Consider the following 20,948-nt stretch of genomic DNA (forward strand, 5'->3'; position numbering starts at 1 on the left):
CAGCGGGGAGTGGCCGAGCGGCGTGAGCTCGCAGTCGACGCGGACGGGCATCGACAAGGTCACCGTGCGGGTCAGCAGCCCGTCCCGTTCGAGCCCGCGCAGGGTCTGGGTCAGCATCTTCCGGCTCGGCGGGGTGCCAGGGGCCGTCGAAGCCGAGCAGGTCGGTGCGGGCGCCGGCGGCGAGCAGCACCCGGGCGCACTCCTCGAAGCCGTGCCACATCGCGTCGTGCAGGGGCGTGTAGCCGTTGGTCGCGCCCTGGTAGTCGATGTCGACGCCGGGCGCCTCGACGAGGAGGGCGGTGATGTCCGCGTGGCCGTTGTAGACGGCCTTGTGGAGGGGGACGGCGCCGAACGTCGGCTCGGTGGCGTTGACGTCGGCGCCGGCGGCCAACAGCAGCCGGGTGATTTCCAGATGGCCGTCGCGGGAGGCCACGAGCAGCGGGGTGTGCTTGTCGTTGAAGCCGTTGACGACGGGGAAGCGCTCGTCGACCTCGGCGCCGGCGGCCAGCAGCGTCCCGACGCCCGCGACGTCGCCGACCACCACGGCGGCCATCAGCCGCTGCGTCTCGACCCGCCGCTGGTCGGCCGCGGTCCTGGCCTGGAGCAGCCGGTCGCCGGCCTCCAGCCGGTCCTTGCCGTGCACGTTGACGTTGAGCGCGTAGTCGACGTGCTGCCGCAGCGAGAAGCCGTAGTGGGTGGGCATGTTGAGCCCGGCCTCGCGGTCCAGCAGATAGGCCACGATGTCGGGCCACTTGTACCACATGGCGTCGATCAGCGGCGTGTGTCCCGTGGTGGTGGCGATCGCGTCCACGAAGGCGCCGGCCTCGACGAGCACCCGGACGGTGTCCAGGTCGCCGCGCTGGACGGCCTTGTGCAGGGCGGTGCCGCCGGCCCGGTCGTCCGTGGAGTGGACGTCGCCGCCGGCCGCGACGAGGGACCGGACGACGGCGGCGTCGCCGCGACCGGCCGCGATCTGCAGAATCGTCAGGCCGGCAGACGCGACGCGGTGGTTCGGGTCGGCGCCGTACGCCAGCAGCCGGTCCACCTCGTCCGCGCCGCCGGCGGCGACGGCGGCCAGCAGCCGGTCCTCCAGGTCCGAGCGGAACACGGCGACCTCGTCCGCGCTGTCGGAGAGCACCCGCCAGGCGCTCACCAGCCCGTCGTCGCCGACGGTCAGCAGCGAGGAGTGGGCGAAGCCCGCCTTCGCGCCGGTGGTCCTGTGGGTGATCCGGCGGAGCGTGACCACGACGGCGCGGTCCCCCTCGGCCAGCACCTGAATCCCGCTGTCGCTGGTGTCGACGACCGCGGCCCGCCGCCGCACGGCGTCGGCGATCGCCTCCCTGCCGCGCCACACCCCGACGTCGGGAAGCACGGCGTTCTGTTCGGTCGCGGCGAACTCGTAGATAACGTCGGGCGATAGCGACTCCACCACGGCGGCCACATTTCCGCCGGCCACCTCGGCGAATAGGCGGGTCACCACGGCACGGGTGCGCTCCGTTTGGGACATGGGATCTCCATAAGCTGCTCGGACGGCGAATCCATGGGTTACGCGGGCCTGCCGCCCCCTCTGCCGGGTGCCGTTCAGGCCGACGCCACGAGTAAACTCCGGACCCCCGACCCAGGACAGTGAACCCGTGAATTCCGTTGATTTCTGTGCAACTTCACGGAGTATCGTTCGGAGGGCGAGCCAGGTGTGTCGGCGACGGCCTTCCGGCTACGCCGTACCACCCCCGTGCCGCACACCACGGCGCACCACGGCGGACCACGGCACGTCACAAACAAAGATCGCCGGCCGACGTCGGGTTGCCCCAGGCCCCGGGGGAAAGCCTGGAGTCCCGCGCGTTCGGCCGGCGACTCACCCAGATCCTCCAAGCTCGGACATTCGACGGGAAGAGCCCGCCCAATGCTGGTACTGCCAGTGCTGGCATGGCGTGTGTCCGTCAGAGCCTTAGATCACCAACCCGTCCTGAGGGAGACTCCAGGCATGACTACTCGAGGCCAACTGGCGGATTTCCTCCGTTCACGACGTGACCGCACCCGACCAGAGGAGCACGGCCTGCCCGCGGGACGGCGCAGGTCACCGTGTCTGCGCCGGGCCGAGGTCGCCCAGCTCGCGGGCATCAGCGTCGACTACTACATCCGCCTCGAGCAGGGCAAGGCCGGCCGCCCCTCGCCCACCGTGCTGGACGCCCTGGCCCGGGTGATGCGGCTGAACCCCGACGAGCGGGAACACCTCTACCTGCTCGCCCGCGCCGAGAGCCCCCGGCGCACGGTCACCGTGGAGCGGGTACGGCCCGGCGTGCACCAGCTGCTCGCCGCCCTCACCCCGACGCCGGCCTACGTGATGGGCCGGCGGATGGACGTCCTGGCCTGGAACAGCATGGGCTCCGCCGTGCTGGCCGTGGACTTCGGCAGCCTCCGGTTACCCCAACGCAACCTGCTCTGGCACGTGTTCTGCATGCCCGCCGCCCGGTCCCTGTACGTCGACTGGGAGACCGTGGCCCGGCAGGGCATCGCCCACCTGCGGGCCTCGGTCGGGCGGTACCCCGACGATCCGGGCATCACCGCGCTGGTCGGCGAACTCTCCGTCAAGAGCGAGGAGTTCCGCACCTGGTGGGCCAGGCACGACGTGCTCGACCGGGGAAGCGGCCGCAAGGAGTTCGACCACCCCCTGGTGGGGCGGCTCCATCTCGACTACGAGTCCCTGCGGCTGTCGGACGGCCCCGACCAGCACCTGGTCGTCTACACGGCACCCCCGGGCAGCCCCTCCCACGACGCGCTCGACGAACTCGCCAGAATCACCCTGAACACCGAGGGCGGCCCGTCCCGGATCCCCGCGCCGCGCTGGAAGCTCCGTCCGTTCCCCGAGGTCGACGTCCAGCGACCGCGCGGTTCCGGCTGAACCGTTAACCGGAGGTCGACAATCCGATCAAGGAGATCGGTCTTCGACCACGTGGGCCACGGAGCGGGGTCCCGACTTTGCGCAAATCGAAACAGCGGAGAGGCGTTAGCGTAAGCCTCACCATTACCACCCGCTTCACCAACCTTTGGCAACTACGTTAGGTCAAGTTTGCCGAGCCGCCGAGCGTAGTGAAGCATGAAACCGACCACGACCGAGCGAGAACGGGGTGTGACGCCATGCTTACAAATGATGTCGTTCCGAGAATCGCCCGAGATCCCATAGCCTCATATGCCGGCGAAGTATTCTGTGCCATTCCTCGCGTCGATCAAAGACGATGGGCCGAGGTCTATCTACGGGGTCTGCTGTCCGTGCCGGGCAAGAAATCCGTGCGAAAGATCGCTGAGAGCATTCTCGCGACGCCGGCACATCAATCTCTTCAACAATTCATCAATCAGAGCCCCTGGCGCTGGGGCCCGGTCAGGGCGGTGCTCGCGCGCTACGTCCAGTCCGTGGCACCACCCAGGGCGTGGGTCCTGAGCCGCGTCGTCATACCCAAGCGCGGCGACCGCTCCGTGGGGGTGGGGCGGCAGTTCCTGCCGGAGGCCGGCCGGCTGGTCAACTGCCAGATCGGGCTCGCGGCCTCCATCGTCACGGACGACGCGAGCGTCCCGGTCAACTGGCGGATCCTGCTGCCCAAGTCCTGGGGGTCCACGGAGATCCGCGAGTCCGCCGGCATCCCCGACCACGTGGAGACGCGGCCGCAGTGGCTCGAAGCGGCGGACATGGTGCGCGAGATGGCCGACCGCTGGGCACTCATGCCGGCGCCGATCGTCGCCGACATGCGCCATCTCGGCAGGGCCGACGAGTTGGTCGCGGAGCTGGCGACGCAGGACGACGTCGCGTTCGTCCTGGAGGTGGACCAGGCCCTCGCCGAGGCCGCCGGCGCGGGCCTGCTCCCCCAGCCGAGGCCGCGGGCCGACTTCCCGCTCCGGCCGCTCGAAACCGTCATCCGGGCCGGCCGCGGGCTGTCCGCCCTCACCGGCCATCGGCGCCACACCGTGCCCCCGGCCTCCCCGGCCGCGCGGCACACCTTCGTCCGCTCCTCGCTCGCGAAGATCCCCATGCCCAACGGGGCGCCACCCCGCATCGCGCGACTGCTGACCGAGATGTCCCCCGACGGCGAGCCGGCCCGCTTCTGGGTCACCAACCTGATGAGCCATCGCGTGGACGACGTGATGGCGCTGGCCAGGCTCGAGGCCAGGGCGCGGGACGGCATCCAGAAGCTGGACCGGCACTTCGGGCTGCGCGACTTCGAGGGGCGTTCGTTCCGTGGCTGGCACCATCACATGACGATGGTCTCCGCGGCGTCCGTCTTCGCGCACGTGGGGTGGGACGCTCTCGAGGCGTGCGCCTGCTGACGCGCACCCGGGTGCGCCGCCGCGGCGGGCCCGCGGCGGCGCGACCGGCCGGTCAGCGGGTGCCGGTACCGGTCAGGGACTCGACGGACATGCCGGGCAGCGGATCCCCGTAGACGGAACCGACCATCGTGCTCGACATGTCGCCGCGCCCGGTCTGGCGCGACAACTCCGTGACGGTGCCCAACAGGCGCCGCACGACGTCCGCCTTCGGGCCACCGCGCAGCGATCCTGCGGCGAGCTCGGCGGCGGACACGGCCACCTGGGCGGCGAGCCGGCGAGCACCGTCGGCCGCCTCGGCCGCACGCACCTCCGGTCGGTCGCGAGACGGCCGGACCACGGCGGCCGGCAGCTCACCGAGGGCGCGCGGCCGGCGGCGGCGCCGGCCGCGCTCCCTCTCCTCCTCCGTGGGCGGGGTCAGCGCAGGCGGGCCGCGACCGTGACGAACGAGTGCGGCGGCAGCGTGAGCCGCAGCCCGCCGTCCGTGGTCCTGGTCACGCCGTCGAAGGGCCGCGCCGAGACGGCGTCCGGGTCGTCGCCGGTGTTGTGCGCCTGGAGCCGGTCGGCGGTCAGCAGCCGCGCGGTGGGCTCGTCCACCGTGCCGCCCCGCAGGTCGAGGGTGAGCTCGGTGGCCGCCTCGGCGTCCAGGTTGGTCAACGACACCAGCAGCTCGCCGTCCCGGACGCTGGCCGAGGCCGACACCGTCTCCAACTCCCCGTCCGCCACCGGGCGTCCGGTGCCCGACGTCACCAGGTGCACGGCGAGCGAGGCGGCGTCCTGGTGGCGCTTGTTCATCTCGAAGACGTGGTAGGTCGGGGTGCGCACCAGCCGCTCGCCTTCGGTGAGCACCATCGCCTGCAGGACGTTGACGGTCTGCGCGATGTTCGCCATCACCAGCCGCTCGGCGTGGCGGTGGAAGACGTCGAAGTGGGTGCTGGCCACCAGGGCGTCGCGCAGGGTGTTCTGCTGGTACAGGAAGCCCGGGTTGGTGCCCGGCTCCACGTCCCACCAGGTGCCCCACTCGTCCAGGACCAGGCCGACCTTCCGGTTCGGGTCGTAGCAGTCCATCACCGCCGAGTGGCCGGCGATCAGCCGGTCGATCCGGCGGGCCGCCACCATCGTGCGGTAGTAGTCCTCGACGTCGAAGTCGGTCGCGCTGCCCTTGGCGTCCCACGACCCGGCCATGGTGTAGTAGTGGAACGACAGCCCCTGGAAGAAGTTCTTCGGCGTCGCCTCGCAGCCGAAGCAGCTGATCTGCTTCATCAGCGTCTCCGTCCAGGCGTAGTCGGCGTCGGACGCGCCGGCCGCGATGCGGTACAGCTTGTTGTCGCCGTGGTCACGGCAGTAGGTCGCGTACTGGCGGGCCAGGTCCGCGTAGTACTCGGCGCGCATGTTGCCGCCGCAGCCCCAGGTCTCGTTGCCGAGACCCCAGAACCGCACCTTCCACGGGTCCTCGCGGCCGTTGGCCTTCCGCAGCCGCACCATCGGGCTGTCGCCGTCCCGGGTGAGGTACTCCACCCACTCGCTCATCTCCTGGACCGTGCCACTGCCCACGTTGCCGCTGATGTACGGCTCGGCGCCCAGCAGTTCGCACAGGGCCAGGAACTCGTGCGTGCCGAAGTGGTTGTTCTCCTCGACGTTCCCCCAGTGCGTGTTCACCATCCGGGGGCGGCCCTCCCGGGGGCCTATGCCGTCCTTCCAGTGGTACTCGTCCGCGAAACAGCCGCCCGGCCAGCGGAGGTTGGGGATGTCCAGGGCGCGCAGCGCCTCGACGACGTCGAGCCGGATGCCGCCCTCGTTGGGGATCGGGGAGTCCTCGCCGACGTAGAAGCCCTCGTAGATGCAGTGCCCCAGGTGCTCGGCGAAGTGGCCGTACACGTGGCGGCTGATCGTCGGGCCCTCGATGTCGACGTTGATGACGGCGGTGGCGGTGCGCTGGGTCATGCGGGACCTCTCGTGGTCGTGCGGAAGGATCGTTCGGTGTGGTCGGTCAGGCGTGGATAATCGGCGCATGGCGGCGCGGGTGACGATGAGCGAGGTGGCGAAGGCCGCCGGGGTCTCCGTGATGACCGTCTCCAACGTCGTCAACGGGCACCGCTACGTGAGCGAGACCACCCGCGACCGGGTGCTGGAGGCCATCGACCGGCTCGGCTACCGGGTCAACGTGGCGGCCCGCAACCTGCGCTCGGGCAGCACCGGGATCATCGGGCTCGCCGTGCCCGGCGTCGACGCCCCGTACTTCGGCCAGCTCGCCGCGCTGCTGATCGAGGGCGCCACCCGGCTCGGCTACCAGATCGTGGTCGAACAGACCGGCGCCACCCGGGAGAGCGAGCTCGGCGCGCTCACCCACTCGCGGCTCCGGATGTACGACGGGCTCATCATCTCCACCGTGGGCCTGGGCAACGAGGACGCGGAGCAGTTGCGCTCCGAGATCTCCGGGTTCCCGGTGGTGGCGCTCGGCGAGCGGCTCAGCGGCGCCGGCGCGCTCGACCACGTGGCGATGGCCAACGTGGCGGGCGCCCTGGACGCCACCCGCCACCTGGTGGAGCGCGGCTGCCGCCGGGTGGCGGTGCTCGGCGGCACCCTCGGCCCCGGGGTGAGCGCCGGCTCGCTGCGCACCGCCGGTTACCGGAGCGCGCTGGCCGAGGCCGGGCTGCCCTGGCGCGAGGAGCTGGTGGTGGAACGGGAGTTCACCCTGGGCGGCGGCGCGGCCGGGGTGCGCGCGCTGGTGGCGGCCGGGGTGGCGTTCGACGGCCTGGTCTGCCTGACCGACACCCTGGCGCTCGGCGCGCTGCGGGCGCTCGCCGACCACGGCCTCGCGGTGCCGGACGACGTGCGGGTGATCGGCTTCGACGACATCGAGCAGGCGGCGTACGCGGTGCCGTCGCTGTCCAGCGTGGCCCCCGGGCACTCGGAGATGGCCGACGCGGCGCTCCGGATGCTGACCGAGCGGATCGCCGGCCGGCGCCCCGAGGGGGCGTTCGAGGAGTTCACCGGGCCGCACCGGCTGGTGGTCCGCGAGTCCACCGGCGGCTGACCGGCCCGCCCGGCGGCGTCCCGCACCGCCCTCGCCCCCGTGGCGCTCCATGTCCCAACCCCCCATTCCCGCTCCTGTATCGATACACGAGCCCGGCGACGACCGTGTTGTATCGATACAAGAAGCTCGCACGCGACCCCCGCCGTGTCAAGGTGCCGAGCCGCACTGACGTACGGTGGTCGGCAGTCGACGACCGGTGGGGGTGGACACGATCAGCGAACGGGACGCGCTGCTCACGCTGGCCGGCGTGAGCCGGCACCACGGTGAGCGTCAGGTGCTGTGGCCGGTGGATCTGGAGCTGGCGCGCGGCGAGGCGGTGGCGCTGCTCGGGCACAACGGCTCGGGCAAGTCGACGCTGTTGCGGCTGGCGGCCGGCCGGGACCGGCCCACCGCGGGCCTGGTGCGGTTCGACGGGGCGCCGATGGACGAGGACGACCCGACGGTCCGCGCCCGGGTCGCCGTCGTCGGCGACGCGCTGGCCTGCTACCCCGACCTGACGGCGCGCCAGCATCTGGAGCTGGTGGCCGTCGGGCACGGCGTCCCGGACGGCGAAGCCGCCGTCGACGCGGCGCTCACCGCGCACGGCCTCGTCGGGCGGGCCGAGGCGCTGCCCACCGAGCTGTCCTCGGGACAGCTCCAGGAGCTGCTGCTGGCCGCCGCGCTGCTGCGTCCCCACGACCTGCTGCTGCTCGACGAGCCCGAGCAGCGGCTCGACCCGGCGGCGCGGGAGCGGCTGGCGGGGGCGCTGGCCGCCCGGCGGTCGGCCGGGGCGACGCTGCTGTTCGCCACCCACCACCGGGAGTTGGCGCGCGCGGTGGCGGACCGGGTGCTGCTGCTCGACAACGGCCACGTGGTGGCGGAGGGCGCGCCGGAACGGGTGCTCGCCGAATGACGGCCGCGATGTCGGAGCCCGCGTCGTCGAAACCCGCGTCGTCGAAACCCGCGTCGTCGAAACCCGCGTCGTCGAAACCCGAGGCGCCGGGGCCCGAGCCGCCGGAGCCCGCGTCGCCCGGCGGTGCGCTGGAGTGGCTGCGTGCCAGGCGCGGCGCCGGCCGGCTCCGGCGGGCCGGCTACACCGTGTACGTCACGACCGTGCTGTTCGGCGCCTGGGGCGGCACCTACCTCTTCGGTCTCCTCCTCTCCATCGAGCGCGGTGGCGCCTTCGTGGAGCAGGCGGGCCCGATCGCGGACGGGGCGCCGTACGCCCTGCCTGCTCTGTCGCTCGCGGCGCTCGCGCTGGCGGCGTTGGACGCGCTGTGGCGCGGCCCCGTGGTGCTGCCGCGGCACGACGCGGACTGGCTGCTGCCCATGCCGGTGCCGCGCTGGCCGCTGCTGCGACCGTGGCTGCTGCTGTCGCTCGGGGTGCTGTGCGTGGCCGGCCTGGTGGCCGGCCTCGGGGCGGCGCTGGTGTTCGCGGCGGCCGGTCTCGGCGACGTCGGCCCCCTGCTGCTGGCCACCTGCCCGCCGGCCGTCGGGGTGGCGCTGCTGGCCGGCGGGGTGGCGGTGGCGGTGCAACGCCTGCCGGCCGCCGCCCGGTTGGCCCGTTGGCTCGCGGTGCCGGCGTTGGGCGTCGCGGGGTTGCTCGCGGTGCTCGCGGTGGCCGGCGAACCGGCGGCGCCCCGGGTCGCGGACGTCCTGCGGTGGTCGGGCCCCTGGGGCTGGGCCGGCCAACCGGCGCTCGCGGCGGTCTCCGGTGGCACGCCCGGCTGGCCGGTGGCGGCCTGCCTGCTCGGCGCCGCCGTGGTGGCCGCCCTGGCGCCGGCGCGGTGGCTGGTGACCGGCATGCCGGCGGCGATGCTGCGGGCCAGGTCCCGGGCGGCGATGCGGGTGCTGGCCGCGGCGCTGTCCCTCGAACCGCGCACGATGCGGCTGGCCTTGGCCGGCGCGGCCGGCGGCGGGGCCGCCGGGGCCCGGCTCGCCGGCTGGCGCCGGCGGCTGCGGCCGCCGCGCTCACGCGCGCTCGCGGTGCCGTGGCGGGGCGCGGTGGCGCTGCTCGCCGAGCCGCGTCGCGTGGGGTGGGCGGTGCCGCTGCTGCTGGTGGCCGCGGTGCTGCTGCGGGCCGGGACGGTCGGGGCGACCGCGCTGGCCGCGGCGATCGGCTACGCGGCGGGCGCCCGGCTGCTCGAGGCGGCCAGGCTCGACGCCGACGACCCGCGCCGCGCCCGGCTCTGGTGGCCCGGCACGGCCGCCGGCCTCGCGATGCGGCACACGCTGCTGCCGGGCGTCGTGCTGACGGCGGTCGCCGTGCCGCTCGGTCTCGCCTTCGGGACGCTGCCGGCGCTCCTCGCCGCGGTCCCGGTGCTGTTGGCGGCGGGCCTGGTGGCGGCGCACCAGCGCCCGCTGCCGCTCTGGCTGTTGGCGGGCGGCGCGCTCGGCCGCTGGTCGGCGGCGGTCGCCGCGGTCTGGCAGCTGTCGGGCCCGATCGCCGCGGTGGTGGCGCTGGCGGCGCTGCTGCCGGCGGCCGGCGGCTGGCTCGCCCCGGCCGTCTGCTGGCCGCTGGCCGCGGTCCTGCTGCGCTGGGCGGCGGCGCGGGCGAGCGTCGCCGGGTAGACGGCCGCTCGCCGTCCGACCGGCTACCGCGTCGTGCGCCGCGTCGCCCCGGACGGCCCCGAACCGGGCCGGCCCGCGAGCGGGCGCGGCACCCGTGCGGTGATCCCCGTGCCAGCAGACCGCCGTGGCCGTCGGCCGCGAGCCCCACAGGCGGGGCGCGGCACCGTCGAACGGCACATCAACCGCCGGAAGCGGCGCACCCGTTGTCAGAGGCTGCTGGCAGCATCGACGCTGTGAACGCCGTCCGTACCACCCCGCCGCGGCCAGTCGACGTGACCGCGCTCTTCCCCCCGCGCTGTACCACTCGTACGCGGACGACCCGGGCGAGCTCCACCTGAACAACCTCTGCCACGCCCCCGGCTGGAAGACCGGCGGCCGGATCCGCTGGGCACGAACCGACCCCGGTCCCCGCCCCTGCGCGCCGACGCGTACGGGATCGTCGGCACCGCGAGCGCCTCTCCGGTCGGCGGCCTCGGCCGACCACCGGACGATCCCGACGACGGACCCCGGACACGCCCTAGCCCCGCGCCTCCGCCAGCCCCCGCAGGAGTATGTCGAGCCCGCCGTGGAACTCCTCGTCGGCGCCGACCTCGTGGGCGTGGTGGGCGGTGTCGGCCAGGTGCGGGAAGTCGGCGGACGGCAGCGCGGCGAGGGTGGCCGTGCCGGCGCCGGAGAGCGGCCCGAGGTGTTCGAGTTGGAGCGCGCCGATCAGATAGCCGAGCAGGGCGCGTAGCGCGACGACGCGGCGGGCGCCGGCGAAGCCGGCGTCGTCCAGGATGCCGAGCACCGTCTCCGACCAGCGGAGTACGCCGGGCGAGCGATGGCGGTGGGTGACGGTCAGCGGGATGACGCCCGGCCGGGCGCCGACGGCGTCGCGCAGCCGCCGCACCATCGTCGCGACCCGCTCCTGCCAGGGCGCGTCGGCGGGCGGCGGCGTGGTGTCGACGGCGCCGAGCACGGACTCGACGACGAGCCGTTCGAGCTCGTCCCGGTCGTCGACGTAGCGGTAGAGCCCCATGGTGCTGACACCGAGCTCCTTGGCGACGGCACGCATCGAGAGGCCGGCCAGCCCCTCCCGGTCGATGACGGCGAGGGCGGCGGCGACCAGCTGGTCGTGGGTGAGTGAGCGCGGGCGGGGCATGACGGTTGACAGCGTACGGCATACGCCTACTCTGGGAGAGCGTATGCCGTACGCCTACCCCAGGAGGAACGATCGTGTCCACGACCAGTGCCCGACGCCCGACAGCGGCCGGCGAGACCCTCGCGGCCCGCGAGCTCACCCCCGTCCAGGGCCCGCCGGTGGCGGTCCCGACCCCCGGCCGGCTCGTCCACCTCCAGTTCCGGCGCTTCGCCGGTTGCCCGGTCTGCAACCTGCACCTGCGGTCCGTGGCCCGCCGGCACGTGGAGATCGAGGCGGCCGGCGTCCTGGAGGTCGCCGTCTTCCACTCCCCCGCCGCCGAGCTGCTGCCGCACGTGGCCGAGCTGCCGTTCGCCGTCGTCGCCGACCCGACGAAGCGGCTGTACGTCGAGTTCGGCGTGGAGTCGGCACCCCGCGCGCTGCTGAACCCGCGCGCCTGGTGGCCGATCGCGCGGGCGATCGGCAGCGGCACCGTGGCGGTGCTGCGCGGCCGGGAGCGCCTGCCCGCGCGGCGGCAGGCGGGCGGCAGGCTCGGGCTGCCGGCCGACTTCCTGGTCGCGGGCGACGGGCGCGTCGTCGCCGTGAAGTACGGCGAGCACGCGTACGACCAGTGGTCGGTCGACGAGTTGCTCGAACACGCGCGACGCGCCGCCTAGTCAAACTTGACTAGACTGGGTGGCATGACCGAGCGAACGATTCCGATCCTGCCGTGCCAGAGCCTCCAGCCGGTGCTGGACTTCTACACCGCCCTCGGGTTCGAGACCACCTTCCTGCAGCGGAGCCCCTACCCGTACGCGGTCGTCGAGCGGGGCGACATCGAGTTGCAGTTCTTCGGGACGAAGCAGTACGACCCGGCGGCCTCGCTCAGCAACTGCTACGTGCTGACCGACGACGTCGACACGCTCCACGAGGCGTTCCGCACCGGGCTGCGGGCCGCCTACGGGCGGATACCGACCCGGGGGCTGCCCCGCATCGGCCAGCTCAAGGACATGTCGTACGGCGTCCGGCAGTTCCTGATGACCGACCCGGCCGGCAACTGCCTCCGGGTCGGGCAGCCGACCAGCGACGACCCGCGCCACCGGCCGGCGCCCAGGGAGACGTTCGCGCGGGCCCTCCACCACGCCACCCTGTTCGTGGACTCCAAGGAGGATCCGGCGGCGGGCGCGAAGATCATCGACCGGGTGCTCGACCTGCCGGACGAACGGCCCACGCCCACCCAGCTGGTGCGGCTCCTGGTGCTGCGCGTCGAGGCGGCCGGCCGGCTGGGCGACGACGCGACGGCCACGGCCTCGCTGGACCGGGCGGCGGCGGTCGCGCTCACCGCGGCGGAACGGGAGTCGGTCAGGGGCGAGCTCGAACGGCTGACAGAGCTGCGCGGCTGACCGGGCCGCCGCCGAAACCGGGTTGCCCGCCGGCCGGGCGAGCCCCGATGATCGCGCCGTGGCAAGGATCAGGATGCACGCCGACGAGATCGAGACCGACCCCGCGCTGGTGCGGCGACTGCTGGCCGGGCAGTTCCCGCGGTGGGCGGAGCTGCCGATCGAGCTGGTGGAGTCGTACGGCACCGACAACGACATCTACCGCGTCGGCGACCGGCTCGCGGTGCGGCTGCCCCGCGTCCCCGGTGCGACGGGTCAGGGGGCGCGGGAGGCCGAGTGGCTGCCGAGGTTCGCCCCCCGGCTGCCGCTCGCCGTCCCGGCACCGCTGGGGCTCGGGCACCCGGCCGAGGGCTATCCGTTCCCCTGGTCGGTGTGCGAGTGGCTGCCCGGCGACACCGCCAACGGCACGATCGACGACCTGGAGCGGGCCGCCGTCGACCTGGCCGCGTTCGTCCTCGCGCTGCGCCAGCTGGACACCACCGGCGCGCACCCGCGCCCCACCGGCAGCCGTGGCGCGCCGCTGGCCGAGCTCGACGAGGGGGTGCGGCGGTCGATCGCCGAGTTGGGCGACCGGATCGACGGCCCGCTGGCGCTGCGCCGCTGGAAGGAGTCGCTGGCCGCCCCGGTCCGGACCGGGCCCGAGGTGTGGGTGCACGGCGACCTGTTGCCTGGCAACCTGCTGGTGGTCGACGGCCGGCTGTCCGCCGTCATCGACTTCGGCACCCTGAACGTCGGCGACCCGGCCTGCGACCTCCAGCCGGCGTGGAACAGCTTCGAGGGCGCCAGCCGGCGGCGGTTCCGCGCGGAGCTGGGCGCCGACGACGCGTCCTGGCTGCGCGGCCGGGGCTGGGCGCTGGCCCAGGCGGTGATCGCCATGCCGTACTACTGGGACACCAACCCCGGCATGATCCGCCAGACCTCCCACGCGCTCCGCCAGGTCCTGGCGGACGGCGCGTAGCGGCCGGCCGCTGACCGGATCGGTCCGCGGCCGGCCCTGATCGGGCCTGCCGGGCCGGGGTCGGCGCCGGTCAGACTGGCGCACATGAAGCGAGCACTGATCGTCATCGATGTCCAGGAGTCCTTCCGCGCCCGCCCGGAGTGGGCCGAGATCGCCGACCCCGACGTCGCCGACCGGGTCAACCGGCTGGTGCGGCTGGCCCGCGCCGCCGGCGACCTGGTCGTCTGGGTGCTGCACACCGAACCGGGCACCGGCGGGGTGTTCGATCCGGCCGAGGGGCACGTCCGGCTGATGGCGGAACTGGACCAACCCGCCCCAGGCGAGCCGGTGTTGCGCAAGACGTCCATCAACGCCTTCACCACCACCAACCTCGGGCAGCTGCTGACCGAGGCGGGCGTGCGCGAACTGGTGCTGTGCGGGATCCGCACCGAGCAGTGCGTGGAGACCACCGCCCGGGTGGGCAGCGACCTCGGCTACCGCGTCGTCCTCGTCCCGGACGCCACGACGACCAACCCGCACGGCGGGCTCTCCGCCGCGGAGATCGTCGAGCGGACGGTGGTCGTCCTCCGGGACCGGTTCGCCGAGATCACCACGGTCGCCGACCTCGAGGCGGCGGCCGGGCTGGCAACATCGACCTCGTGACGTCCGTCGTCTTCGTCCTGCTGCCCGAGGTCCACCTGCTCGACCTCGCCGGGCCGGCCCAGGTCTTCGCCACCGCGGCGGGCCTCGGCCGGCCCTACCGGCTGCGCTACGTCGCGGAGCGCGCCACGGTGGTCAGCGCCCAGGGCCTCCCGCTCACCGCGGAGACCACGTGGCCGGAGCGGCCGGATCTCGGCCCCGACGACCTGGTGGTGGTGCCCGGCTGGCGCGCGCCGACCCTGCGCGGCGGCCCCCGGCTGAGCGCGGCCTGGCTGGCCCGGCTGCGCGCGCACCACGCGGCCGGCGGCACGGTGGCCAGCGTCTGCTCGGGCGCCGAGGCGCTCGGCCTGGCCGGCCTGCTGGACGGCCGCCGCTTCACCACCCACCACGAGCTCCAGGACGCGCTGGCCGCCCGCAACCCGCGGGCCACGCTGGTGCGCGACGTGCTGTTCGTCGCCGACGACCGGGTGGTGACGTCCGCGGGCATCGCCAGCGGCATCGACCTCGCCCTGCATCTGCTGGCCGTCCGACACGGCCCGGCGCTGGCCGCGCGGGTGGCCCGCGACATGGTCGTCTACGCCCGCCGCAACGGCCACGAACCGCAGGCCAGCGCGATGCTGCGACACCGCTCGCACCTGGACGACACGGTGCACGAGGTCCAGGACCTGATCGACACCCGGTTCGCCGAACCACTCCCGCTCGCCACGCTGGCGGCGACGGTCGACGTCAGCGAACGCACGCTGACCCGCCTCTTCACCCGCGCCACCGGTGGTCTCACCCCGCTCCGCTACCAACAGCGGCTGCGCCTGGAACACGCCGAGCACCTGATCGGCCACGGCGCGACCCTCGAAACGGCCGCCCGCACCGTCGGCTTCGACAACCCGAGAATGCTCCGCCGCCTCCGCGCCCGCGCGTAGCGGCTCGCGTAGCGGCTCGCGCCGCGGCGGCACCGACCGCTCCGCGCGGCTCGGGCAGACGGCCCGGCCGTGGCCGGTGCGGGTGGTGGCCCCTGGGCGTTCCGCCGCTGCGCGGCGGCGGCCTGGCTCTGCGGCTGCTGCCGCTGCGCGTGCTGAGTCGGCTTCGCCGGGCGTTGTGCGGTGCGGCGGCGCCGGCGGCACGTTGCCCGCCACCGACCGCACCCGGCCCCAGGCCGGACGCCCCCGTACGGCCGCGCCGCACCGCGAAGCCGGGTGGACAACGGCCGGCACGGCCGAGCCGCGACCCGGCCCTGGCCGGAACAACCCGGCACGCGCCGCGCAGCGGCAGAAAGCCCGCGACCACACACCGACAGCGAAGCCGAAGGCAAGCTGGCCGCGCAGCGGCAACATCCCACAGCCGCACCCCGGCCCCCGGCACAGCTACGCAACGGCACCGCCCCCGGCAAAGCCGGGCCAGGCCACCGCCGCGCAGCGGCGAAACGAACGACGGCCACAACCCGGCCCCCGGCCGGCACGGCACAACCGCGCAGCGGCCAACCACCCGTCCGGCGAAGCCGAACCAAGCCACCGCCGCACAGGGGCAAAACGAACGACGGCCACAACCCGGCCCCCGGCCGGCACGGCACAGCCGCACCGCGCCCGGCGAAGCCGGAGGCAAGCCCGCCGCGCAGCGGCCAACCACCCGTCCGGCGAAGCCGAACCAAGCCACCGCCGCACAGCGGCAGAACGGGCGACGGCCGCAACCCGGCCTGCGGCCGGGACGGGTAGGGCGGCCACGCCCGTCCGGTCAGGCCCGCCGCTTGCCGGCCCCCGGCCGCATCGTGCGGTAGGCGACGAAGGCCAGCAGTGCCAGCACGACGACCACCAGGACCACCTTCGAGTAGACGGAGACCAGGTCGGTGACCCGTTCCCAGTCCTCGCCGAGCCGGTAGCCGGCGAGCACGAACAGGGAGTTCCAGATGGCGCTGCCCAACGTGGTGAGCAGCAGGAACGTCGACAACTTCATGCGCTCGACCCCGGCCGGGATCGAGATCAGGCTGCGGAAGATGGGGATCATCCGGCCGAAGAAGACGGCCTTGGCGCCGTGTTTGGCGAACCACGCCTCCGTCTTCTCGATGTCGGCGACCTTGACCAGCGGCAGCTTGGCCGCGATGGCGATCAGCCGGTCGCGGCCGAGCAGGGCTCCGACCCAGTAGAGGGCGATGGCGCCCACCACCGAGCCGATGGTGGTCCACAGCAGGGCGGCCCACAGGCTCATGTCGCCCTGGCTGGCGGTGAATCCGGCCAGTGGCAGGATCACCTCGCTGGGCAGCGGGGGGAACAGGTTTTCCAGGGCGATGGCGGCCCCGGCGCCGGGCGCCCCGAGCATCTCCATCATGTCGGTGGCCCAGCCGGCTATGCCGCCGAGCTCCTCCGCCGACTCCGCCGTCTCGTCCGAGGCGGCCAGTAACACGGGTGCGGTCGAATAGATCACGGTAAAGACCGTACAAAATCTCTGCGGTGGGGTTTGATGGGGGCCACCTCAAAACCACCGTGCGGAGAACCACAGTCCGCTTCGTCCGCCCCGCGGGCCAGCGTGGCGCCATGGACGAGGCGGGGCACGAGGTGACGGCGTCGGTGGGCGATTGCCTAGGGGCTGCGGGCCGCGCTGGCGATCCGCGCACGCCACCCGGAGACCGGGTGGTGGAGGTCGACGAGTTCCTGGACGCGCGGCGCGGCGGGCGCTGGCCCGCAGCTCGCACGTGGATCCGCTGGGCCGGCTGACGCCGCGCGAGCGTGACGTGTTGCGGGAGATGGCCGAGGGGCACACCAACGCCGCCGTCGCCGCGCGGCTGTTCGTCTCCCTCAGCGCCGTCGAGAAGCACATCAACGCGATCTCCGACACGTTGGAGCTGCCCGGCGGCACCGGCCACAGCCGCCGGGTGCTCGCCGTGTTGCGCTACCCGGACTCCTGACCCCGGAAGCGGCGGACCTCCCCAGAAACGAACGCCCGGCACTGCGCTCCGGAATCGCGCGGGCACACAACGTGGCGGTAATGTGTGCGCACCGCGCCAACCCCCTGCCGGGGGCACCCCCCGGCGACAGCCGTGGGGGGCGTCGCGGCGCGTCCGCGCGGGGAACCGCGCATCAGCTCCGAAGGTCTATGTCGGCATGAAGATCACCTTCCTCCTCCATAACGGCTATGGGATCGGGGGAACCATCAAGACCACGTTCAACCTGGCCGAGGCGCTGGCCGAGCGTCACGATGTGGAGATCGTCTCCGTGTTCCGGCACCGGAAGGTGGCCAACTTCACGCTGGACCCCCGCGTATCGATGCGCCATCTGGTCGATCTGCGCACGGAGAAGGAGCATCCGCGGCACGTGCGGCCGGCCAGGGTGTTCCCCGCCTCCGAGTACCGGTATCCGCAGTACAGCGAGTTGACCGACGAGCGGATCCAGGAGTGCCTGGCGTCGCTCACCTCCGACGTGATCATCGGCACCCGCCCCGGGCTCAACGTCCAGCTGGCGCTCCAGGCCCCGCGCTCCGCGGTGCGGATCGGTCAGGAGCACCTGACGCTCAAGACCCACCCGCCGGCGCTCCGCAACGCGCTGCGCCGCGCCTATCCACGGCTCGACGCGCTGACCACCGTCAGCGAGGCGGACGCGAACGAGTACCGGCGTCGGATGCGGCTGCCCGGGGTGCGGGTCGAGGCGCTGCCCAACAGCGTGCCGGAGCCGGGGATTCCGCCGGCCGACTCCACGGGCCGGATCGTGGTGGCGGCCGGCCGGCTGGTGACCTCCAAGCGGCACGCGCTGCTGATCAGGGCGTTCGCCCGGGTGGCGGCCGAGCGTCCCGACTGGCAGCTGCGGATCTACGGCAACGGCGACCAGGAGGAGCCGCTGCACGACCTGATCCACGAGCTCGGGCTCTACAACAACGCCTTCCTGATGGGGAAGGCGACGCCGATGGACGGCGAGTGGGTCAAGGGCTCGATCGCGACGGTGACCTCGGTGTTCGAGCCGTTCGGGATGACGATCGTGGAGGCGATGCGCAGCGGCCTGCCCGTGATCAGCACGGACTGCGAGTACGGCCCTCGGGAGATCATCGAGGACGGCGTCGACGGCCGGCTGGTGCCGGTCGGCGACGAGGACGCGCTGGCCGGGGCCCTGTTGGAGCTGATCCGCGACGACGAGTTGCGGCGGACGATGGGGGCGGCGGCGCTGGAGAACTCGCGGCGCTTCGACCCGGTGCCGGTGGTGGAGCGGGCCGAGCGGCTGATGGCGGAGCTGGTCGAGCGGAAGCGGTCGCTGCGCTCCCGGCTCCGCCTCCGCTCCCCGGCCCCGGTCCGGCTGACGGACACGGTGCGGGCCGGCGCCCACACGGTGCGGGACATGGCGATGGCGGCGGCGATCACCACGGTGCGTGGCCTGCGGAAGGTGCGGCGATGAGCGAGACCCTGACGGACGTGGTGACGGAGACCCCGCGCGCCGACTGCCGGGCGGCGGCGGACGGGGCGTTGACGGTGGAGCTGGCGCTGCCCGTGTCGGCCGTCGCGCCCGAGCTCCGGCTGCTGCCGCGCCCGAAGAGCAAGGGCGAGGAGCCGGACGAGGCTGCGGTCCGCCCGCTGCGGCTGGCCGCCGCGGGGCCGGCCGGCCGGTGGCGGGCGGTGCTCGCCCCCGAGCCGGCGCTCGGTGAGGGCCGGTGGGACGTCCAGCTGCGGGCCGCGCCGGACGGCGAGTGGCGGCGGGTGGCGCCCGGGGTGCGGGACACCAGGGCGCTGATCGGCCGCGAACCGGACGCGCTGGCCGACGGGTTGGCGGTGCGGGTGCCGTACCGCACCAGGGACGGCTGGTTCGCGGTGCGGGCCTGGCTGCGGCCGGCGCACGCCGAGGCGGGCCCGATCACGGTGGAGCCGGCCGAGGGCACGATGTCGGTGCGGGGCCGGCTGTTCGGCGCCGAGCCGGCGGCCGGCGCCGTGGGGCAGCTGAAGCTGCGCGGCGGCGGCCGGCGGGGGCCGCGCCACGCGGTGGAGCTGCGCGACGAGGGGGGCGGGGCGTTCTCGTTCACCATGTCGCTCCATGACCTGGTGGCGGAGGCGCCGGCGGCGGAGGCGGCGGCCGTCTGGGACGTGTCGGTCCGACCGGCGCCCAGGGCGACCCGGGTGAAGGTGGCGCGGCTGCTCGACGACGTGACGGACAAGAAGGCGGTGTTCGCCTTCCCGGCGTGCGAGGTGGCGGGCGCGACCGTCCGGCCGTACTACACGGTGGACAACGACCTCGCCGTCCGGGTGGAGCGCCCGGCCTCCTAGGACGCACCGCCGCGGCGGAAGAACCGGCCGTGGGCGGCCTCCTCGTGGGTCACCACGTAGCAGTCGAAGTCCTCGCCCGAGCCCTGGATGATGGCGGTGGCGGCGCTGGGGTGGAACAGCGAGCCCAGCCGGCCTCGGCGGGTGGCGCCGATGACGATCTGGGTGGCGTTGTGCGCGCGGGCGAAGTCCAGCACGCCGACGGCCGGGTCCTCGCCCGCCACCTCGTGGTAGCGGCCGCCGGCGCGCTCCACCAGGGCCCGTTGGTGGGTCAGCAGCCCGGGCTCGGCGCCGGCCAGGCCGTCGGCGGGCGCGACGTGGACGGCGAGCAGTTCGCCGCCCGCGCCGTGCGAGATCAGCCGTTCGGCACGGCGGATCAGGGTCTCGCCCTCGGGGCCGCCGGAGAGGGCGACGACCACCCGTTCCCTGGCGGCCCAGGGGCGGTGGATGTGGGCGTCGGTGCGGTAGCGCAGCAGCGCCTCGTCGACCCGGTCGGCGGCCCACAGCAGGGCGAGTTCGCGGAGCGCGGTGAGGTTGCCGACTCGGAAGTAGTGGGTGAGGGCGTCCTCGACCTTCTCGGGGCCGTAGACGAAGCCGTCGCTCATCCGGCGGCGCAGCGCGTCGGCCGACATGTCGACGACCTCGATCTGGTCGGCGGCCCTGACCACCCCGTCGGGCACCGTCTCGCGCTGCCGGACGCCGGTGATCCGCTCCACTGCCTCGTTGAGCGACTCCAGGTGCTGGATGTTGACGGTGGTGAGGACGTCGACGCCGGCGGCCCGCAGCTCCTCGATGTCCTGCCAGCGCTTGGCGTTGCGCGAGCCGGGGATGTTGGTGTGGGCGATCTCGTCGACCAGGGCGGTGGTCGGGCGGCGGGCGAGGACGGCGTCCAGGTCCATCTCGGTGAACGGGGTCCTGCGGTAGACCAGGGTGCGGCGGGGCACCGTCTCCAGGCCCTCGGCCATCAGCCGGGTCATCCGGCGGCCGTAGTCCTCCATGAAGCCGATGACGACGTCGGTGCCGCGGCGGCGCTGCCGGCGGCCCTCGGCGAGCATGGCGTACGTCTTGCCGACGCCGGGCGCGGCGCCGAGGTAGACGCGGAGGGTGCCGTGGCCCATCAGGAGGCCGCCAGCAGGGCCAGGTTGAGTTCGAGGACGTTGACGCGTTCGGCGCCGATGAAGCCGAGGACGCGGCCGCCCGTGTGGGCGTCGACGAGCTCGGTGACCCGCCGCACGTCGAGCCCGCGGGCGTCGGCGACGCGGGCGGCCTGGCGGTGGGCGTAGTCGGGCGAGACGTGCGGGTCGAGGCCGCTCGCGGAGGCGGTGAGCGCGTCGGGCGGCACCTCGGCCGCGGGGACGCCGTCGGCGTGGGAAACGGCGTCGCGCCTGCGGTGCACCCGGTCGAGGAGTTCCGGGTTGTCGGGGCCGAGGTTGGAGGCGCCGGAGGCACGCGGGTCGTATCCTTCGGCGCCGGCGGCGGAGGGGCGGGGGTGGAACCAGCCGCGGCCGGTGAAGCGCTGGCCGATCAGCGAGGAGCCGACGACGCGTCCCTCGTGGTGGATCAGCGAGCCCTCGGCCCGGTGGTGGAAGGCGAGTTGGGAGACGCCCCAGACGGCGAGCGGGTAGAGGGCGCCGAGCAGCACGGTGAGGACCAGCAGCATCCGCAGGCCGGCGGCGGTCTGCCTGAACAGGTGTCGGGTCATGGCG

At 74.0% G+C, this 20,948-nt stretch carries 19 protein-coding genes and 2 pseudogenes; 13 read left to right on the forward strand and 8 right to left on the reverse strand.

Features of this window, described 5'->3' with window-relative positions:
• Positions 1–126: pseudogene (locus E1283_RS38550) on the reverse strand (winged helix-turn-helix transcriptional regulator); the annotation flags it as partial.
• Positions 127–202: 76 nt separating this feature from the next.
• Positions 203–1,507, reverse strand: a pseudogene (locus E1283_RS05050) (ankyrin repeat domain-containing protein); the annotation flags it as partial.
• 477 nt (positions 1,508–1,984) lie between these two features.
• Between E1283_RS05050 and E1283_RS05055 the strand changes: the two are divergent.
• Positions 1,985–2,902: a helix-turn-helix transcriptional regulator gene (locus tag E1283_RS05055; RefSeq protein ID WP_132816649.1), complete on the forward strand. Its 918-nt coding sequence runs from the start codon at positions 1,985–1,987 to the stop codon at positions 2,900–2,902.
• 236 nt (positions 2,903–3,138) lie between these two features.
• Complete coding sequence (locus tag E1283_RS05060) at positions 3,139–4,320, forward strand: IS701 family transposase (RefSeq protein ID WP_132816650.1); 1,182 nt, start codon at positions 3,139–3,141, stop codon at positions 4,318–4,320.
• Positions 4,321–4,372: 52 nt separating this feature from the next.
• On the opposite strand, the gene E1283_RS05065 is transcribed toward E1283_RS05060, so the two are convergent.
• Positions 4,373–4,627, reverse strand: a complete 255-nt coding sequence (locus E1283_RS05065) for a hypothetical protein (protein ID WP_132816651.1) — start codon at positions 4,625–4,627, stop codon at positions 4,373–4,375.
• 107 nt (positions 4,628–4,734) lie between these two features.
• Entirely contained in the window at positions 4,735–6,261 is a 1,527-nt protein-coding gene (locus E1283_RS05070) for an alpha-N-arabinofuranosidase (RefSeq protein ID WP_132816652.1), read from the reverse strand.
• A 67-nt stretch (positions 6,262–6,328) separates the two neighbouring features.
• On the opposite strand from E1283_RS05070, the gene E1283_RS05075 reads away from it, so the two are divergent.
• From E1283_RS05075 to E1283_RS05085, 3 genes are all read left to right on the forward strand, one after another.
• A complete protein-coding gene (locus E1283_RS05075; protein ID WP_243744601.1) occupies positions 6,329–7,354 on the forward strand; it encodes a LacI family DNA-binding transcriptional regulator in 1,026 nt (341 codons plus the stop codon).
• A 196-nt stretch (positions 7,355–7,550) separates the two neighbouring features.
• The gene (locus E1283_RS05080) at positions 7,551–8,246 is read left to right on the forward strand and encodes an ABC transporter ATP-binding protein (protein WP_243744602.1); all 696 of its coding nucleotides are present in this window, start codon (positions 7,551–7,553) and stop codon (positions 8,244–8,246) included.
• 8 nt (positions 8,247–8,254) lie between these two features.
• Complete coding sequence (locus E1283_RS05085) at positions 8,255–9,904, forward strand: hypothetical protein (protein ID WP_132816653.1); 1,650 nt, start codon at positions 8,255–8,257, stop codon at positions 9,902–9,904.
• Between the two features lie 517 nt (positions 9,905–10,421).
• Here E1283_RS05085 and E1283_RS05090 read toward each other — a convergent pair.
• The gene (locus tag E1283_RS05090; protein WP_132816654.1) at positions 10,422–11,045 is read right to left on the reverse strand and encodes a TetR/AcrR family transcriptional regulator; all 624 of its coding nucleotides are present in this window, start codon (positions 11,043–11,045) and stop codon (positions 10,422–10,424) included.
• Positions 11,046–11,119: 74 nt separating this feature from the next.
• Between E1283_RS05090 and E1283_RS05095 the strand changes: the two genes are divergently transcribed.
• The 5 genes from E1283_RS05095 to E1283_RS05115 all read left to right on the forward strand — a co-directional run bounded on the left by E1283_RS05095 (position 11,120) and on the right by E1283_RS05115 (position 14,935).
• A complete protein-coding gene (locus tag E1283_RS05095; protein ID WP_132816655.1) occupies positions 11,120–11,698 on the forward strand; it encodes a peroxiredoxin-like family protein in 579 nt (192 codons plus the stop codon).
• Positions 11,699–11,722: 24 nt separating this feature from the next.
• Complete coding sequence (locus tag E1283_RS05100) at positions 11,723–12,424, forward strand: bleomycin resistance protein (RefSeq protein WP_132816656.1); 702 nt, start codon at positions 11,723–11,725, stop codon at positions 12,422–12,424.
• 58 nt (positions 12,425–12,482) lie between these two features.
• Complete coding sequence (locus tag E1283_RS05105; protein WP_132816657.1) at positions 12,483–13,379, forward strand: aminoglycoside phosphotransferase family protein; 897 nt, start codon at positions 12,483–12,485, stop codon at positions 13,377–13,379.
• 84 nt (positions 13,380–13,463) lie between these two features.
• Positions 13,464–14,021 carry a cysteine hydrolase family protein gene (locus E1283_RS05110; RefSeq protein WP_132816658.1) on the forward strand — a complete coding sequence of 186 codons (558 nt, stop codon included), beginning with the start codon at positions 13,464–13,466 and terminating at the stop codon, positions 14,019–14,021.
• Positions 14,018–14,935, forward strand: coding sequence for a GlxA family transcriptional regulator (locus tag E1283_RS05115; RefSeq protein ID WP_132816659.1), 918 nt, complete (start codon positions 14,018–14,020; stop codon positions 14,933–14,935). The genes E1283_RS05110 and E1283_RS05115 overlap by 4 nt, the downstream gene beginning before the upstream one ends.
• Before the next feature lie 808 nt (positions 14,936–15,743).
• On the opposite strand, the gene E1283_RS05120 is transcribed toward E1283_RS05115, so the two are convergent.
• A complete protein-coding gene (locus tag E1283_RS05120; protein WP_132816672.1) occupies positions 15,744–16,334 on the reverse strand; it encodes a DedA family protein in 591 nt (196 codons plus the stop codon).
• Positions 16,335–16,698: 364 nt separating this feature from the next.
• On the opposite strand from E1283_RS05120, the gene E1283_RS05125 reads away from it, so the two are divergent.
• From E1283_RS05125 to E1283_RS05135, 3 genes are all read left to right on the forward strand, one after another.
• On the forward strand, positions 16,699–16,911 hold the full coding sequence (locus E1283_RS05125) for a response regulator transcription factor (RefSeq protein ID WP_425086129.1): 213 nt from the start codon (positions 16,699–16,701) through the stop codon (positions 16,909–16,911).
• Positions 16,912–17,107: 196 nt separating this feature from the next.
• Positions 17,108–18,385, forward strand: coding sequence for a glycosyltransferase family 4 protein (locus E1283_RS05130; protein ID WP_132816660.1), 1,278 nt, complete (start codon positions 17,108–17,110; stop codon positions 18,383–18,385).
• Complete coding sequence (locus E1283_RS05135; RefSeq protein WP_132816661.1) at positions 18,382–19,245, forward strand: transferase; 864 nt, start codon at positions 18,382–18,384, stop codon at positions 19,243–19,245. The genes E1283_RS05130 and E1283_RS05135 overlap by 4 nt, the downstream gene beginning before the upstream one ends.
• Here E1283_RS05135 and E1283_RS05140 read toward each other — a convergent pair.
• Both E1283_RS05140 and kdpC read right to left on the reverse strand, forming a co-directional pair.
• Complete coding sequence (locus E1283_RS05140) at positions 19,242–20,360, reverse strand: universal stress protein (protein ID WP_132816662.1); 1,119 nt, start codon at positions 20,358–20,360, stop codon at positions 19,242–19,244. The genes E1283_RS05135 and E1283_RS05140 overlap by 4 nt on opposite strands.
• A complete protein-coding gene (gene kdpC / locus E1283_RS05145; RefSeq protein WP_132816663.1) occupies positions 20,360–20,944 on the reverse strand; it encodes a potassium-transporting ATPase subunit KdpC in 585 nt (194 codons plus the stop codon). The genes E1283_RS05140 and kdpC overlap by 1 nt, the downstream gene beginning before the upstream one ends.
• Positions 20,945–20,948: the final 4 nt, after the last annotated feature.

It is taken from the genome of Streptomyces hainanensis (assembly GCF_004348415.1).
In the GTDB taxonomy this organism is placed as follows: domain Bacteria; phylum Actinomycetota; class Actinomycetes; order Streptomycetales; family Streptomycetaceae; genus Streptomyces; species Streptomyces hainanensis.

Bases quoted from the DNA above. Each gene is read 5' to 3' on its own strand.
- E1283_RS05110 (WP_132816658.1), top strand. From the start codon at position 13,464: ATGAAGCGAGCACTGATCGTCATCGATGTCCAGGAGTCCTTCCGCGCC.
- E1283_RS05070 (WP_132816652.1), bottom strand. From the start codon at position 6,261: ATGACCCAGCGCACCGCCACCGCCGTCATCAACGTCGACATCGAGGGC.
- E1283_RS05100 (WP_132816656.1), top strand. From the start codon at position 11,723: ATGACCGAGCGAACGATTCCGATCCTGCCGTGCCAGAGCCTCCAGCCG.
- E1283_RS05090 (WP_132816654.1), bottom strand. From the start codon at position 11,045: ATGCCCCGCCCGCGCTCACTCACCCACGACCAGCTGGTCGCCGCCGCC.
- E1283_RS05140 (WP_132816662.1), bottom strand. From the start codon at position 20,360: ATGGGCCACGGCACCCTCCGCGTCTACCTCGGCGCCGCGCCCGGCGTC.
- E1283_RS05060 (WP_132816650.1), top strand. From the start codon at position 3,139: ATGCTTACAAATGATGTCGTTCCGAGAATCGCCCGAGATCCCATAGCC.
- E1283_RS05075 (WP_243744601.1), top strand. From the start codon at position 6,329: ATGGCGGCGCGGGTGACGATGAGCGAGGTGGCGAAGGCCGCCGGGGTC.
- E1283_RS05135 (WP_132816661.1), top strand. From the start codon at position 18,382: ATGAGCGAGACCCTGACGGACGTGGTGACGGAGACCCCGCGCGCCGAC.
- E1283_RS05120 (WP_132816672.1), bottom strand. From the start codon at position 16,334: ATGATGGAGATGCTCGGGGCGCCCGGCGCCGGGGCCGCCATCGCCCTG.
- E1283_RS05055 (WP_132816649.1), top strand. From the start codon at position 1,985: ATGACTACTCGAGGCCAACTGGCGGATTTCCTCCGTTCACGACGTGAC.
- E1283_RS05130 (WP_132816660.1), top strand. From the start codon at position 17,108: ATGAAGATCACCTTCCTCCTCCATAACGGCTATGGGATCGGGGGAACC.
- kdpC (WP_132816663.1), bottom strand. From the start codon at position 20,944: ATGACCCGACACCTGTTCAGGCAGACCGCCGCCGGCCTGCGGATGCTG.
- E1283_RS05085 (WP_132816653.1), top strand. From the start codon at position 8,255: ATGTCGGAGCCCGCGTCGTCGAAACCCGCGTCGTCGAAACCCGCGTCG.